This is a genomic window from Mucilaginibacter galii, from assembly GCF_014635825.1.
Lineage (GTDB): Bacteria > Bacteroidota > Bacteroidia > Sphingobacteriales > Sphingobacteriaceae > Mucilaginibacter > Mucilaginibacter galii.
In genome coordinates, this window is the sequence record NZ_BMDO01000009.1 from 249721 (window position 1) to 265141 (window position 15421).

16 protein-coding genes and 1 rRNA gene are annotated in these 15421 nt (G+C 44.8%); all 17 read right to left on the reverse strand.

Annotation, left to right across the window (positions count from 1 at the left end):
- Nucleotides 1–14 precede the first annotated feature (14 nt).
- On the reverse strand, nt 15–599 hold the full coding sequence (locus IEV61_RS16165) for a nucleotidyltransferase family protein (protein WP_188418076.1): 585 nt from the start codon (nt 597–599) through the stop codon (nt 15–17).
- Nucleotides 596–1750, reverse strand: a complete 1155-nt coding sequence (locus tag IEV61_RS16170; protein WP_188418077.1) for an XdhC family protein — start codon at nt 1748–1750, stop codon at nt 596–598. The genes IEV61_RS16165 and IEV61_RS16170 overlap by 4 nt, the downstream gene beginning before the upstream one ends.
- A gap of 344 nt (nt 1751–2094) precedes the next feature.
- Nucleotides 2095–3282, reverse strand: coding sequence for a molybdopterin molybdotransferase MoeA (locus IEV61_RS16175; RefSeq protein ID WP_188418078.1), 1188 nt, complete (start codon nt 3280–3282; stop codon nt 2095–2097).
- A gap of 119 nt (nt 3283–3401) precedes the next feature.
- The gene (locus IEV61_RS16180) at nt 3402–4493 is read right to left on the reverse strand and encodes a HesA/MoeB/ThiF family protein (RefSeq protein ID WP_188418079.1); all 1092 of its coding nucleotides are present in this window, start codon (nt 4491–4493) and stop codon (nt 3402–3404) included.
- Nucleotides 4494–4561: 68 nt separating this feature from the next.
- Nucleotides 4562–5563, reverse strand: coding sequence for a GTP 3',8-cyclase MoaA (moaA, locus tag IEV61_RS16185; protein ID WP_188418080.1), 1002 nt, complete (start codon nt 5561–5563; stop codon nt 4562–4564).
- Between the two features lies 1 nt (nt 5564).
- Nucleotides 5565–5975 carry a molybdenum cofactor biosynthesis protein MoaE gene (locus IEV61_RS16190; RefSeq protein WP_188418081.1) on the reverse strand — a complete coding sequence of 137 codons (411 nt, stop codon included), beginning with the start codon at nt 5973–5975 and terminating at the stop codon, nt 5565–5567.
- Between the two features lie 12 nt (nt 5976–5987).
- A complete protein-coding gene (gene moaD, locus IEV61_RS16195) occupies nt 5988–6227 on the reverse strand; it encodes a molybdopterin converting factor subunit 1 (protein ID WP_188418082.1) in 240 nt (79 codons plus the stop codon).
- A gap of 126 nt (nt 6228–6353) precedes the next feature.
- Nucleotides 6354–7208 (reverse strand): ATP-binding cassette domain-containing protein, encoded by an 855-nt coding sequence (locus IEV61_RS16200; protein WP_188418083.1) that lies wholly within the window; start codon nt 7206–7208, stop codon nt 6354–6356.
- Nucleotides 7205–7879 carry a molybdate ABC transporter permease subunit gene (modB, locus tag IEV61_RS16205; protein WP_188418084.1) on the reverse strand — a complete coding sequence of 225 codons (675 nt, stop codon included), beginning with the start codon at nt 7877–7879 and terminating at the stop codon, nt 7205–7207. Before modB ends, IEV61_RS16200 begins: the two co-directional genes overlap by 4 nt.
- Nucleotides 7880–7972: 93 nt before the next feature.
- Nucleotides 7973–8716, reverse strand: coding sequence for a molybdate ABC transporter substrate-binding protein (gene modA / locus IEV61_RS16210; protein WP_188418085.1), 744 nt, complete (start codon nt 8714–8716; stop codon nt 7973–7975).
- A 6-nt stretch (nt 8717–8722) separates the two neighbouring features.
- The gene (locus tag IEV61_RS16215) at nt 8723–9211 is read right to left on the reverse strand and encodes a molybdopterin-dependent oxidoreductase (RefSeq protein ID WP_188418086.1); all 489 of its coding nucleotides are present in this window, start codon (nt 9209–9211) and stop codon (nt 8723–8725) included.
- Nucleotides 9212–9260: 49 nt separating this feature from the next.
- Complete coding sequence (locus IEV61_RS16220; protein WP_188418087.1) at nt 9261–10406, reverse strand: NTP transferase domain-containing protein; 1146 nt, start codon at nt 10404–10406, stop codon at nt 9261–9263.
- On the reverse strand, nt 10399–10887 hold the full coding sequence (moaC, locus tag IEV61_RS16225) for a cyclic pyranopterin monophosphate synthase MoaC (protein WP_188418088.1): 489 nt from the start codon (nt 10885–10887) through the stop codon (nt 10399–10401). The genes IEV61_RS16220 and moaC overlap by 8 nt, the downstream gene beginning before the upstream one ends.
- Before the next feature lie 135 nt (nt 10888–11022).
- Nucleotides 11023–13302, reverse strand: a complete 2280-nt coding sequence (locus tag IEV61_RS16230) for a xanthine dehydrogenase family protein molybdopterin-binding subunit (RefSeq protein ID WP_188418089.1) — start codon at nt 13300–13302, stop codon at nt 11023–11025.
- Nucleotides 13299–14294, reverse strand: coding sequence for an FAD binding domain-containing protein (locus IEV61_RS16235; RefSeq protein ID WP_188418090.1), 996 nt, complete (start codon nt 14292–14294; stop codon nt 13299–13301). The genes IEV61_RS16230 and IEV61_RS16235 overlap by 4 nt, the downstream gene beginning before the upstream one ends.
- On the reverse strand, nt 14287–14832 hold the full coding sequence (locus IEV61_RS16240; RefSeq protein WP_188418091.1) for a (2Fe-2S)-binding protein: 546 nt from the start codon (nt 14830–14832) through the stop codon (nt 14287–14289). The genes IEV61_RS16235 and IEV61_RS16240 overlap by 8 nt, the downstream gene beginning before the upstream one ends.
- 307 nt (nt 14833–15139) lie before the next feature.
- Nucleotides 15140–15251, reverse strand: a 5S ribosomal RNA gene (rrf, locus tag IEV61_RS16245).
- Nucleotides 15252–15421 lie beyond the last annotated feature (170 nt).

The window sequence follows — 15421 nt, forward strand, 5'->3', positions numbered from 1 at the left end:
ATGTATGTAATTGACTATTTATTAAGCAACTGCTGATAATCATTAGGCGTATCAATGTCTATACTGCCTTGATCAAAGGGCACAGTAACTACCTTATCCTGATGGGTTAGCAACAGTTTTTTGGCACCGTCTTCTCCTTTTAAATCCTGCAAATTTGCAAACCAGCTTTTGCCAAATAATACCGGTACACCAATGGTATCTTTGTACTTGCAAGCAACTATCGCATCATCAATCGGTGGTTTAGCGTCTATCAGTTTCACTAAAAGTGCTGTATCAACAAAAGGTTGATCACACAACATCATCAACACATTATCTACTTTAGGGTATAGTGTTTGCAACGCTGTGATGCCTGCCTTAATAGAAGAGCTCATGCCCTGCTCCCACTCCGGGTTTATCACAACATCCAGATGCTTGCTGTCAACATCATCTAATATGGTTTGATTATTAGCACCCAGCACTACCATTAGCGCATGGGCTTGTACACCCTTTGCAGCTTCAATGGCCCGCTGCAACAACGTTTTGTCTTGGTAAACGAGTTGTTGTTTGGGTTGCCCCATGCGCGACGACGAACCCGCCGCCAGAATAATGATACCGGTCATAAGTTTTCGTGATTAACGGGAAGATCTTCCATATCGGGAGTATGTATTACCGTCGATCTGTCGCGCAGGGCTTTGCCTTCGCGTTGCTGTAATACGGCCTGTATTTCGGATAAGATGGATAAAGCAATTTCTTCGGAGGTTTCGGCACCAATGTCTAATCCGGTTGGGCCATAAACACGTTGCAACTGATGGCTGGTAATGTCTACGCCGGCATCCAGCAATTCATCCAGCATGCGGTGTAGTTTCTTTTTTGGGCCCAGGCTACCAATGTACGGCAATTGCAAGGGCAGTAACTGCCGCAGCATAGCCAGGTCGTAATTGTAATTATGCGTCATGAGTACGGCTACTGTACGGCTATCTATGTTTACATGCGCCAGGGCTTCATCAGGTTTTGCCAGCAATACTTTTTTAGCCAAAGGGAAACGGCTGCTTACTGCATAATTGGTACGACCATCAATCACGGTAGTGTGCCAGCCTAAAACAGCAGCCATTTGTACCAGCGGAATAGCATCATTACCAGCTCCAAACACCAGCATTGATACGGCTGGTTTAAGCAATTCTACAAAGCCGGTCAATTCACTTTCAGCCTGGTAAACTTTAGTGGCCGATCGGCCCTCCTGCAATACCGACTTAGCGTCGTTCAAAAGTTCGTCTTTTAAAGCCTCGGTAGCACAATTACTAATTAACTCCTCCCCGGTTAAAAACAAGCAAGTACCCGGCTGTGCTCCTTTACGGTTAACCAGCGAAAACAGGGTGATAACCACTGCATTTTGGCGCTTGCTTAAAAACTTTTTAAAAAGATTGATAGGATGATGAGGCCTGTTGGTAAATATAGGCTCAATTAAGATATGGATAATGCCGTTACAGCCCAGGCCTACGCCCAGTTTGGCATCGTCATCGTCGGTAGTATCGTAAGTCACCAGCATAGGTTGCTGCTCGGCCATGGCCAACCGTGCTTTACGTAGGGCATCGCCTTCCAGGCAGCCGCCGCTTATGGCACCGGTAAGTTCTCCGTCTTCGGTTACCAGCATGCGGGCACCTGCCCTGCGGTACGAGGAGCCTTCTACCTGTACCACGGTAGCCAAGGCAGTTTGTTTGCCTTGCTGCTGTGCAACGTCGAACGCTTTTACAATATCTTCTAATTCTTTCATCCCAAATGTAAACTTAGGGAATAACAGGGAGATTGGAGGATAGTTTAGATGCTTATGATATATACCATCTTGTCCTCCCGAACGATAGTGAGAAATCTTATAGGAATAGCCTGTCAATTTGATAGGATTTCTCACTATCGTTCGAAATGACAGACATGGTTTAATTAAATTTCTTGCTAAAACAACTGCGCTTTAAAAACCTGCTACCTTCAACATATACCATCTTGTCATCCCGAACGATAGTGAGGGATCTTGTTTAGACAGACAGGTGGGCCTACCTTCTATATCGAACAAGATTTCTCACTGCCGTTCGAAATGACAGTCTTGGCTCAATCAACTTTCTCTTAAAACAGCTGCACATCAAACACACTTCCCTCGGCAAAATGCTCTTGATCGGTGGGGAGGCTGATAAAGCCTTCGGCTTGCATTAGGTTGACCATATCGCCGGAGGTGGAGGTGTCAACAGGGGTAGCTATCAATTGACCATTGTGATTGGTTAGGCGTACCAGTACGTGGTGGGTAAGTGGTGGTTTAAACTTGATGTCTTTGCTTAGGGCTGCTTGTTGTAACGGTAATTTTATATTTAAAGACCTGTATAACCAAGCCTTAAAATATAATTGATAGCAAACCCAGGTAGATACCGGGTTGCCTGGGAAACCGAATACCAGCGCACCATCGTTAAACTTACCAAATAACAGTGGCTTACCCGGCTTTTGGGCAATGCTGTGAAACAGTGTTTGCATGCCTAACTGCTGTAAGACCTGTGGTAGAAAGTCGAACTTACCTTTGGAGACTGCACCGGAGAATAACAACACGTCGTACTCCTCTACCATTTTGGCCATTTGTTCAGCCATAGCTTCGGGTTCATCAGGCAGGTGGTATTTATCAGCAATAATACATTCCTGCTGCAAGCCGGCCAGTAGCATATAACTATTGGACTGCCGTATTTGATGGGGTAAGGGCTGTTGGGTAACGGGTACTAATTCATCGCCGGTTGAACACACGACCACTTTAGGCAAACGGTAAACGGGTACGGTAGCCATACCTACCGAAGCCATGATAGCTACAATAGCAGGAGTAATTTTAACGCCTGCTTCTACCAGTAATTCACCTGCTTTTTTATCAGAGCCCTGTAAATGTACATTTTGATAGGGCGTAACTTCATTTAAGTTCACATACGCTATGCCGTTAGTAATAGTCAGATCTTCGTACCTGATCACCACATCAGCACCTATGGGCAGCATGGCGCCGGTCATAATTTCGATGCAATTACCACGATTGGTGAGTTGCTTTTGTGGATGACCGGCAGGTTGCATGTCCGTAATGCGAAACTGCCGTACATCTTGCCCAAAGGCTCTGCTGCCAATGGCAACGCCGTCCATCGTAGCCCGGTCGAACGGTGGAAAGTCGCGGTCAGCCGTAATAGGTTGGGCCAGTATACGGCCGGTTGATTGCAACAAGTCTACTTCTTCAGTGGGCAAGGGCTTGGTTTGTGCGGTTATGATTTGCAGGGCTTCGGTTACGGAGATCATTGAAATGAATTATTTTATTGAAACCGTCATTGCGAGCGATAGCGAAGCAATCTCTGCGCAGGCTAATCAGGTGGTTACCTATCGTGCAGGGATTGCTTCGTACCTCGCAATGACGGAGACTAATTGTTTACTTTATGAACTAAATATTCATCACCAAACTCATCCTGCCAGTAATTCATACCGCCTGAAACGCTGTATATGGTGGCCGATAGGTATTGTTTTTGAAGCATTTGCGCGGCTTTGTTGCTTCGGGCACCTTTTTCACAAAAGGTAACGATGGGAACATTGGGTTGTATAATCAACGCATCGGGCTTTAGCTGCATTAACGGAACAGATACGGCACCTTGCAAGTGTTCTTCTTCAAACTCATCCGGCTCCCGTACGTCGATCAGGTCAAATACCTTGCCGGATTCGTACCAATTGTACAACTCCTCTACGGAGAGTAACGAAACCGTGTTGCATACTGGTGCTTCATAGCTTTGCTGCAAGGTAGTGATCTGTTTATTTTCTGGCTTGGTTTTCAGCTTAACCTTGTACTGGTCGTCTTGTAAAAAATCGAAAATTTGTAAGTAGCCGGAGAGCGTTTGGCCTACACCGGTTAATACTTTAACTACCTGTAAGGCTTGCTGGCAACCTACTATACCGGGCACTACGCCCAGTACACCGGCGGTATTACAATCCGGTATCTCGCCGGCTGCGGGTAGCGTAGGGTACAAGCAACGGTAGGTTGGCCCACCATTAAAGTTGAACACACTTACATGACCTTCGTATTGCTGTACGGCACCGTAAACCAGCGGTTTATTCAAGATCACACAGGCATCGTTTAATAGATAACGCGTGCTAAAATTATCGGTAGCATCAACCACTACATCATAATTTTCGACAATAGCCAATGCGTTTTGTGGGGTGATAGCTTCATTGTATAATTGAAAAGCAACTTCGTTATTTAATTCTTTGAGCTTATTTACAGCGGTGATAACCTTGCTCTGCCCTACTTCATCTTCAGTATACAGTACTTGCCGGTGTAAGTTAGTCAGGCTAATGTTATCCATATCCATCACACCCATAGCGCCAATGCCCATGCCGGTTAAGTATTGCAGTACGGGCACGCCCAAACCACCGGCACCTACCACCAATACTTTGGCATTGCGCAGCTTCTGCTGTGCAGCCTCACCAAAGTTGGAAAGTTGTGTTTGACGGGAGTAACGCATCTTATATCTTATGATAATTAAAGATTATTGTCTTGGCTCTTGATTCTTGGTTCTTGACTCTTTTTCAATTACCCGCCCAAAGCCGACATAGACGTATGGATAGCGCCCTGACTGGCTACCTCGGCCGCATAGCCATCGCGTTCACGCTGGCTCACGGCAGCTAATATTTCCTGCTCAACATCATTTACCAATGCGCCACGGCGCAACAGATCGCGCAGGTTGGCTACCGGTGGTCCGTATAAACAGGTCCGTAACTCGCCGGTGGCCGACAGCCTGATACGGTTACAGGTACCACAAAATGTACGGCTAAATGACGGAATAATACCGAAACTGCCTTTGTAGCCCGAAATTTTATAGTTAACCGAAGTAGAATTAGCATCGCTAATGAGTCGGTTTATTTCGGGATAGTGTTGACTGATATGATCGTAGATCCGTTTATAATCCCACTCCGAGGCTACCTGCGAACCATCGCTGCCGTTAAAAGGCATTTCTTCTAAGAAGCGTACTGACAGCGGGTAGTTTTTCGTGAGTTCGATAAAGGGAACGATATCCTGGATGTTCTTATTCTCGGCTACCACGCAGTTCAGCTTTACATCGAAGCCATCCTCCAGCAGTTTAAATACGCCGGCATAAACGCCTTCAAAATTATCGCGGCGGGTTATTTGATGAAAACGGTCGCGACTCAAAGAATCCAAACTGATATTGATCTTACGAATGCCCATTTGCAGCAGCTCGGCCTGGTATTTTGTCGATAACGTACCATTGCTGGTTACGGTGATTTCTTTTAAGCCGTCTACACGGCTCAATTTATTTAAGAACGGCATGATACCGTTACGCACAAAAGGTTCGCCGCCGGTAATGCGTATTTTGGAGATACCCAGGTTGCAAAATATAGCCGAAAGCTGGTACATCTCGTCGAAAGACATCAGATCTTTGCGTTTGGCAAAGTCGATACCTTCTTCGGGCATGCAGTAGTAGCACCTGAAATTACAGCGGTCGGTAACCGATAGCCGCAAATAATTCAGCTGTCTGCCGTATTTATCAACCAGTAAACTTGTTTTTTCTTCCATATTAGGGATGGGCATTAACCCATACACTGTTGTCTTCGTAAAATTCTTTTTTCCAGATGGGTACTGTCTTTTTTAGCTCATCAATTAAATACCGGCATGCCTCAAAAGACGCATCGCGGTGTGCCGACGATACCCCAATCACCACTACCGGCGTACCCGGATCTTTGGCGCCTACGGCATGAATAATAGCCAGCTTAACCAGCGACCATTTTTCAAAAGCTTGTTTAGCCAAATGCTCCATTTGCCGTATGGCCATGGCATCGTAAGCCTCAAAATCGAGCCTTACCACTTCCTTGCCTTTAGAATGGTTGCGAACCGTACCTACAAACAGGTTAACGGCCCCAGCTTCATTGGCATGCAGGTAGGCATACGCCTCATTTAAATCTATATGTTCAACTAATTTAATTAACACTTTCGTATTTGCTTATCCGCCACTAACCGGCGGAATGAGTGCAATTTCATGCCCAGGATTCAGCACATCTTCATCCTGCGCATATTCGTTATCTACAGCTACAGCCAGCGAAGTTAAACCCTGCATGGCGGGGTACTGCTGTGCGAGCCATACTTTTAAAGCTTTAACCGTAGTAATACCCGCATTGGCAGGAACGGTGAGCCTGCTTTGTCCAGTAATTTCGCGGGTTATTCCAAATAATAATATTTTCACTGTTGTCTGTTGTCTGTTGTCTGTTGTCTGTTGTCTGTTGTCTGTTGTCTGTTGTCTGTTGTCTGTTGTCTGTTGTCTGTTAAAGCTAACACGGCACTTTAGCCTTGGTTTGCAATTAAGATAAAGTTACGAAAGCTTTACTAAAGATAAGTCAGCCGCGTGTATAGTTACTTTATCGCCCATGGCTAAGCCTACGGTTTGTGCCGATGGCTTGATGGAAATTAATCCGTAGGCGGTTAACACTTCTATATTTCCTGGGAGCAGAGTTACAACTTCGCCGGTTAATGTAATGCCTTCATGGTGTGTGTGTATGCCAAATACTTCGTTAGGCGTACCGGTCTTAATGAGCTGCCCGGCATCTATTTGGATGACTTGCCCGGCTAATTTGAAAATTTCGGGCACGTGATGGCTCACCAATAAGGTGGTTAGTTGATGTTGCTGATGGATATTTTGCAGTTCATTTTGCAGCTGAATACGGGTAATGTTATCCAGTGCCGATAGTGGTTCGTCCAGCAATAAAATTTGCGGTTGCCTTACGAGTGCCCTTGCTAAAGCCACCCGCTGCTTTTGCCCGCCCGATAATAGTTCAGGCTTTTGATGTGCTAAGTTTTGTAAGCCCATAGTAGCCAGCAAACTTTTCACCTTGCTTTGATCAACTTTTGGAGGCAAGGCATAAAGCAAATTTTCCTGCACGGTCATATTAGGAAACAGTGCATAGTCTTGAAATACAAACCCGATATTACGCTTTTGTGCAGGCAGATTTATTTTTTTAGCGGTATTGAGCCAAGTTTGGCCATTTACTTCGATAATACCCTGCTCGGGTTGTAACAGGCCGGATATAATGCGCAGCAAAGTGGTTTTACCCGCACCAGACGGACCATATAAAGCGGTAAACGAATAGTCGCCTAACTCTGCATCAATATTAAGTTCGCCCTTACCACCGGCCAGATGCAATTTTTTGCGAATGCTGATCCTGATCATACCGGCAATTTTTGTTTAGATAACCGCTTATTGGTGAGGTATACCGTGAGTAATATTACGAATGATATCACCAGCAGTATAGCAGCATACCGATGTGCTGCCGAAAAGTTCAGTGATTCCACTTCATCGTATATTGCTATGGAAGCTACCTTGGTTACGCCAGGAATATTACCACCTATCATGAGCACCAGGCCAAACTCGCCCAGGGTATGTGCAAAGGTGAGGATGGTGCCGGTAAGTAAAGCCGGTTTGATGTTGGGCAATAGCACTTGTGTAAATGTTTGCCAATTTGATTTGCCTAAGGTTTGCGAGGCTTCGCGCAGGCTGCGGGGTAAAGCTTCTAAGCCTGCCTGCACCGGGTGTACCATAAAAGGCAAGCTGTATATGACCGAACTAATAACCAATCCGGGAAAAGAGAATACCAGTCGCAAGTTGAAAGCAGATTCGAGGAACTTGCCTAAACCACTATTGGGACTAAAAGCCAGCAGTAAATAAAAGCCCAGTACAGATGGTGGTAAAACCAGTGGCAAGCTAATGATGGCTTCTAAAATGGGCTTAAGTTTCGATTTGCTCTTAGCCAACCCGGCGGCTATGGGTATACCAACCAGCAACAGACACAAGGTAGTTACCAGTGCCAGTTTTAAGGTCAGCCATAGGGGTTGATAGTCCATAACCTCTCCTAAATCCTCTCCAAAGGAGAGGACTTTAATTGATTTTGTTTTCCGCTTAGAACCGTCCCCTTTGGGGAGGGCAGGGAGGGGTGCTTACCGATAACCATATGCCTTAAATATCTGTTTAGCCCTTGTGCTAAATAAGAATGCATAAAAATTTTTAGCCTGGACTAAGCTTGCGCCTGATGAAGATTTTAATAAAACTACGCCTTGCGCTATAGGTTGATATAATTTACTATTTACCTCCACCCAGTTCTGGTTACTTTTTTGAGCAGGATCGAGCACTATTGATTTTGCCGTGAAAGCCACGTCTGCTGCGCCAGTTAATAAGTACTGGTTTACCTGGGCAATGCTTTCGCCATATACCAGTTTTGGCTTTAATGCACTCAGCAAATTACTGCGTTCCATAGCCTGCTCGGCGGCTTCGCCATAGGGAGCAAGGGCAGCGTTGGCTATAGCTATTTTCCTGATGGCCGGGCTTGTTAAGGCTTTTACACCGCCTGTTAATTTTATTCCCTTTTGAGCCCACATCACTAAAGTGCCATACGCGTAAACTTTAGGCTTATCAGTAGATAACTTTTTACTGTACAATTCCTCCGGGTATTTCATATCGGCCGAAAGAAACACATCGAATGGTGCGCCCTGCTCTATCTGCGTGGTTAACTTACCAGACGAGCTCACGATCAGTTCGGCCTCAATGCCGTTTTGTTTCTTAAACTCATCGGCTAAAACTTTGGCTACAAACTGTGCATTAGCAGCTACGGCTATGCGCAGTTTTTGAGCAATGCCGGCAAAAGGCAATACCAGTACAACCAATAAAATCAGCAGTCTTTTCATGTGTTGTTATTTAACCTGAACCACTTGAATACCGGTCACCTGCCTTATCCAGCGGCCATGTTTCTTTTCGCCGGGGACAATGATTTGGAAAGGCCCATCTTGTACAGGCAGTGCCTTTTTATCTTCTCTATCAGCTAAAATAATACTGCGGTTGGCAAACAGCGGGTCAATTTCGGCCAGCGTATATATGGCTTTATAATTATCTGCCGCGGTTACGATAATGTAGCTGGTAACGGTATGTTTTTTCGCCGAATCGCCTAACATCACGCCTGCTTTGGTCAACAGATCGGCTATTGTTACGCCGCTATAGCGGTGTACTTTTTCATCGTGTGCTTTAGCCATTACCACTACCTGTTTCATGTCAACAAACATGCCCTTAGTAATAGTTAGAGGGGTAATGCCCTCGCCGCTTATGGTTATACTTTGAGCTTGCGTTTTTACCGTAATAGTGAGGGTTATCATCAAGACCGACAATCCCAGTAAGATTTTTTTCATAAATGTTTAGCGCAATTTATTCTGCAAGCCAATATAACAGATTTTTTTGTTAACTGGTTTTATGCAGGTTAGCCATAGCCGCCTCGCGCTCCTCGGGGTAGTTAATATTTTGCAAATCTTCTACCGCAGGGGCATGTAATATTTCCACGTCTGAGTTGATGAGTACTTTACGCGGGCACGAGTAACCCTGGCTTAAAAACTGCAGCATAAGCGGATAAGCGCGCGGCTCCCAAATGGTGATTAGGGGTTCGGGGAACTTGTTATCGCTATCTATAAAACAGGTTGCCATTTTTGATGGATTGCGATGCTCTACCAAATAAGCCAGCGTTTTGGCCGACAAATAAGGCAAATCGCAAGCAACGGTTAACCATGCTGCATTGGGGTCAGCCTGAAAAGCAGACAATATCCCACCAAACGGACCTAAACCGGTAAAAGCATCAACAATAACCGGTAACTGTTCTTGTTCATATACCGCTTTGGCATTGGCGTAAGAAACATAGTTTTCATTACAATGCGCACTTAATAATTCATGCACATGCAGGCGTTGGCTCTTTCCAAAATACTCCAAACTTCCCTTATCGGTTTGCATACGCTGGCTTTGTCCGCCGGCTAAAACTAATCCGTTAAGATCAGGGATGTGCTGTGTTAAATATTTATCTATAAAACCGGCAATAGCCAGTGTATCGTTTAGCTTTAAAATGGGCGCAGCTGCTCCGGCAGGCAGATGCTGTAACAGATATGAGGGAAGTGTTTCCACACCATCGGCCAGGAGAATGAGTTGAATGTTGGTTAATTTCTCCAGCTTTTGATCCAGGGGTTTAACCGGATCAATCACAACGATTTGGCTATCGGCTCTAAAATGATTACCGTTTACCAGCACCAAGTCTTGATCGTTAAACAGGTTGCGGTTTTGAAAAGCGTTGAACGACGTTTTATAATGCAGACTACGGTAAGTGATCTTGTCTGTAAATTCGAGCGAAGCGCCATAGTTTAATGCAGAATCTTCATCTGATTGAGATGCTTTATGGTCGGCGTCCACGTAGGCTATTTTGTACTTTGCATACAGCTCCTGTATTAACTTGTTAGCCAGGGCGCGAATATTACTGCAAGTAGTACCTAAAATAGCAAACTCGTTGCGATGGAACTCTCCTAATTCAGGCCGGGTTAATTTGGCATGTTTTTGATGCTTATCCATGAAAGTCGCTTTTACCTCCGGTTTTTTCTAACAACTTCGTTTCTTTTATCACAATGTGATGTGAAAAAGCTTTGCACATATCGTAAATGGTTAATGCCGCCACACTGGCTCCGGTTAAGGCTTCCATTTCTACACCGGTTTTAGAAGTAATGGTGGCTGTACATTGTATAACGACTTCCTGCTGTTGGTTAATGCTGATTTCCACCTTACAATTTTCCAGGCCCAGCGGATGGCAAAGCGGAATCAAATCGGCGGTTTTTTTGGCTGCCATAGTACCTGCAATAATAGCGGTTTGAAAAACAGGACCTTTTTTGGTTTGAATATCGTTACCCTGCAAGTGCTTCATAATCTCTTCTCCCAAAACAACGATGCTTTGTGCACAGGCAACACGCTTGGTTACCTGCTTATCGCTCACATCAACCATGGTTGGGTGGTTGGTATCAGGGTTAATGTGCGTAAAAGTTTTTTCGGAGGTGCTCATGTTGCGTTTAGAAGATAATTGCAAAGCTACACACTTTAAGTAAAGAAGCCTCCTCTAAATCTCCCCCGGGAGGGGAGACTTTAAGTGAACTATTTTTTAAAGCCCTCCCTCCCGGGGAGGGTTTGGGAGGGGCTTTTACAATAACTTATCTAACTGTATAGGCAGATCGCGTACCCGTTTGCCCGTGGCATGATAAACAGCGTTGGATATGGCTGCGGCTACGCCTACTATACCAATTTCGCCCAAGCCTTTTACGCCTAACGGGTTTACGATATCATCATGTTCTTCAACAAAAATCACATCAATGTCGTTAATATCAGCATTAACGGGCACGTGATATTCGGCCAGGTTAGTGTTCATAAAACGGCCAAAGTTATCGTCCATTACCGTATCTTCATGCAAGGCCATGCTTATACCCCATACTATACCGCCTAATACTTGGCTACGAGATGTTTTAGTATTGATAATGCGTCCGGCTGCTACTGCATTTACTACACGGCTTACGTGTACGGTACCTAAATCCTGGTCTACCTTTACTTCAACAAATACTGCGGAGTGTGTAAAGCGGGAGTACTCATTTTGTTCGAGCATGTTGGGTAAAGAAGTGGTATCCTCTTCAATATAATTAACCTTACTTTTCCGCATAATTTCGGTAAAGGTCAAATATTGTTGTGCATCTTCTTTGAGCGAAATACATCTATCGGCAAAAACTACGTCCTCTTCCTTACTGTTACCAAAAGGTGAATTTTCCACCTTTTTGGCCATTTTAAAAAGCTTGGCCTTTAACTGATCGCAAACTAATTTAACAGCAGAACCAACAGTAGCCATCGTCCATGACCCGCCCTGCAATGGCGACATGGGCAACACGCTATCACCTAATTTAAACAGTACATCTTCCATAGCTACCCCTAAAGTTTCGGCAGCTACCTGGGTCATCACGGTGTAAGTGCCTGTACCAATATCGGCTGTGGCACTGCTAACAGTTAACTTTCCATCGGCAGAAAGCATGGCTTTAGCACGCGAAGGCATTTGGTTAGCTTCCCAGCAGCCAGTTGCCACACCCCACCCTACCAGGTTATTGCCTTCTAAGGTTGCACCTGCTTCGGGGTTGCGTTTATTCCACCCAAAACGCTCGGCTCCCTGGCGGTAACATTCGCGTAATTCTTTACTTGAAAATGGCTTATCCAAATTTTGGTCCTTCTCAGCATAATTAAGTAAACGAAACTCTAAAGGGTCTATGCCGGCTTTAACAGCCAGTTCATCAATAGCCACTTCTAAAGCATACATACCGGTAACTCCACCCGGTGCACGCATATCCAAAGGTGTGAATAAATCGAGTGGTACCAATTTATGGTCTAACATTACATTATCACACTGGTACATTTGCCCCGACCAGTTTACCACGTTCTCGGTATATTCTTCAAACGTAGAAGTTTCTGAGTAACATCTGTTAATTACAGCCTGTAACTTACCCTCGGCCGATGCCCCTAACGAAATCTTCTGCAGCGTGGCTGGCCGGTGTCCAAAAGAAAACATTTGCTGGCGGGTTAATACTACCTTAACCGAACGCTTTAATTCGAGCGAGGCTAATACGGCCATGTATAATTGGTATTGCGGACGCAAACCCGCTCCAAAACCACCACCCATGAAAGGTGAAATTACACGGGCTTCATCTTCAGACAGTCCAAAAACACTTTTAACATAACTTTGGCTATTAAGTACACCCTGCGTTTTATCATAAATGGTCAGGCGGTCATCATCGCCATATATAACGGTAGAGGCAAACATCTCCATAGGATTATGATGCTCGTAGCCGTGATAGTATGCTTCTTCTATTTTTACTACAGACCCGGCTAATGCCTTTTCAGCATCGCCGCGTGGCTTCGGAACCGGGAAACGGTGTTTCTTAGGCTTTTTTGCTTTATATAAATTTAATTCCAGGCCAACATTCAATTCCTCCTTTACTTCGTACTCAAAATGAACCAGCGTTGAGGCATAGCGAGCCAGTTCAAAGGTTTCGGCTATTACCAGTGCTATGGGTTGCTGACTAAACAATATTTCATCACTTTGTAAAGGCCTGAATGGCGAACCTCCCGGCGGAGCATCCTGATCCTGATAGCTGCGGTCGAACCAGGCTAAACCGGGTACATTTTCATGCGTAAATACATTTAACACCCCTTTTTGACTTAAGGCCTGTCGCGCGTTTACAGCAGTTATTTTTCCTTTAGCTATGGGGCTGCTAATTACGTAACCATATAGTATGCCGGTGCCTATGTTAAATTCGGCAGCGTATTTAGCATTACCGGTAACCTTGGCCCGGCCATCTACCCTACTAATGGGTTTGCCTATATATTTGCCGGTTATTTCGGGCGCTAAATTCTCAGCGCTTACGCCTAATTTCTGTAATAAGCTCATGCTTGTTCCTCCAATCCGGCAGCTTGTTTAAGCGCCCTTACAATGGCTCGTTTAGCCAGTTCTATTTTAAATGTATTATCACCGTAACCTTTAGCACCTTCAAGCGCTATAGCCGCTGCTTTTTCAAATGTTGAAACCGAGGCCTCCTGGTGGGTTAAAGCCGCTTCGGCTTCGGCACTACGCCATGGCTTATGTGCAACACCACCCAAAACTAAACGTGCTTCCTTTATTTGATTTCCCTCCAAGGTTAAAGCTGCCGCTACCGATACTAACGCAAAGGCGTAGGAGGCACGGTCGCGCACTTTGAGGTATGCATAATTTTTTTCAAATCCCTGTACAGGTAAGTCAATAGAAGTAACAATATCACCTGCTTGAAGCGTATTGTCCAAATCCGGCCTGTCTCCAGGTAAACGGTGAAATTCAGTAATAGGTATAGTCCGATCTCCATTGATGCCAGTAATATTGATAGTAGCACCCAAGGCGACCAAAGCTACACACATATCGCTGGGGTGTGTAGCAATACAATGCTCGCTGGTACCTAATATAGCCAGTATGCGGTTGTAACCACCAATGGCCGAACAACCCGATCCCGGCTCGCGTTTGTTGCAGGGCGTTGCGGTATCATAAAAATAATAGCAACGGGTGCGCTGCATTAAATTACCACCGTTGGTTGCCATGTTGCGTAGCTGCGGTGAGGCTCCGGCTAATATTGCTTTAGACAATAAAGGATAACGTTTTTCGACCTCTTCATTCCACGCAGTATCCGCATTGGTAACCAAAGCACCCAGGCGTAAGCCGCCATCGGCAGTAGCCTCAATCTGATTAAATGCAATTTGCGTAATGTCAATAAGGTGATCGGGATTTTCTACATTAACCTTCATTAAGTCGAGCAGGTTGGTGCCACCCGCTATAAACTTAGGGCTATCATGCTCATCCATTTCGGCGATGGCAGCATCAGTTGTTGATACACTGGCGTAAGTAAATTTATTCATGCCCTGCTACTCCTTTCACTTGCTCAATGGCATCTAATATATGTGGATATGCACCACAACGGCAAATGTTACCGCTCATGAGTTCACTGATCTCGTCACGAGTATTGGCTATACCTTCATTGATCAATCCAATAGCCGAACATATTTGTCCGGGTGTGCAGTAACCGCACTGATAGGCATCATGTTCTACAAAAGCTTCTTGCATAGGATGTAGTTCGTCGCCTTTTGCTAAACCTTCGATGGTAGTAATTTCACATCCTTGTTTCATCACAGCTAACGTTAAACAAGAGTTAATGCGTTTGCCATCAACTAATACCGTACATGCTCCGCACTGACCATGATCACACCCCTTTTTTGTACCTGTAAGACCGATGTATTCACGCAATGCATCCAGCAAACTTACCCAAGGTTCGATTTTTAAGTGCACATCTTGCCCGTTGATGTTTAGTTTTACCGTATGTGTTGCAGGCTGGTCCGGAACTGCGTGGCCCAGCGGCCAACTGCTACCAGGTTCTATATATTCGCGAGGATTGATCATAAATACATCTCAAACTTTAATTAATACTCCAATTAATTAACCAATGAACATATGGTATAGAATATGGTTCTATGGCGGAAAGATGAATAATGTATTTATATTAATTCCAGATAAGAATTGATAGAATTCAGACAGTAGCTGAAAAAACTTTTTTGAGGTATACTTTTACGTGAAGAAGCACATTGCAAAAGCATCGATCATATAGATGGCGGGCAGTGCTACCTTGCTTTTGGTTTGTGGAGAGACTAGTGAAGTGTATAAATGCAAAAAGCCCCTTGCATCGAAGATGAAGGGGCTGGATTGTAAGATTAGGCGCCGACCTACTCTCCCACGTGTTACCGCAGTACCATTGGCTCTGGCGGGCTTGACTTCTCTGTTCGGAATGGGAAGAGGTAGACACCGCCGATATAGGCACCTGAATATTTTTAATGTTGGCTTATTGGAGGATGGACTTTGGGACTTCGGGAGAAAGGACTGATGGTCCTTCTTCTTTTGGTCTTCTGGTCTTTGTTCCAAAGATCAACAATGACATATTATTGAAAGAAGTAATGTTTTTTCCTGAGTGTTACAACAATAACATTTGTTGTTT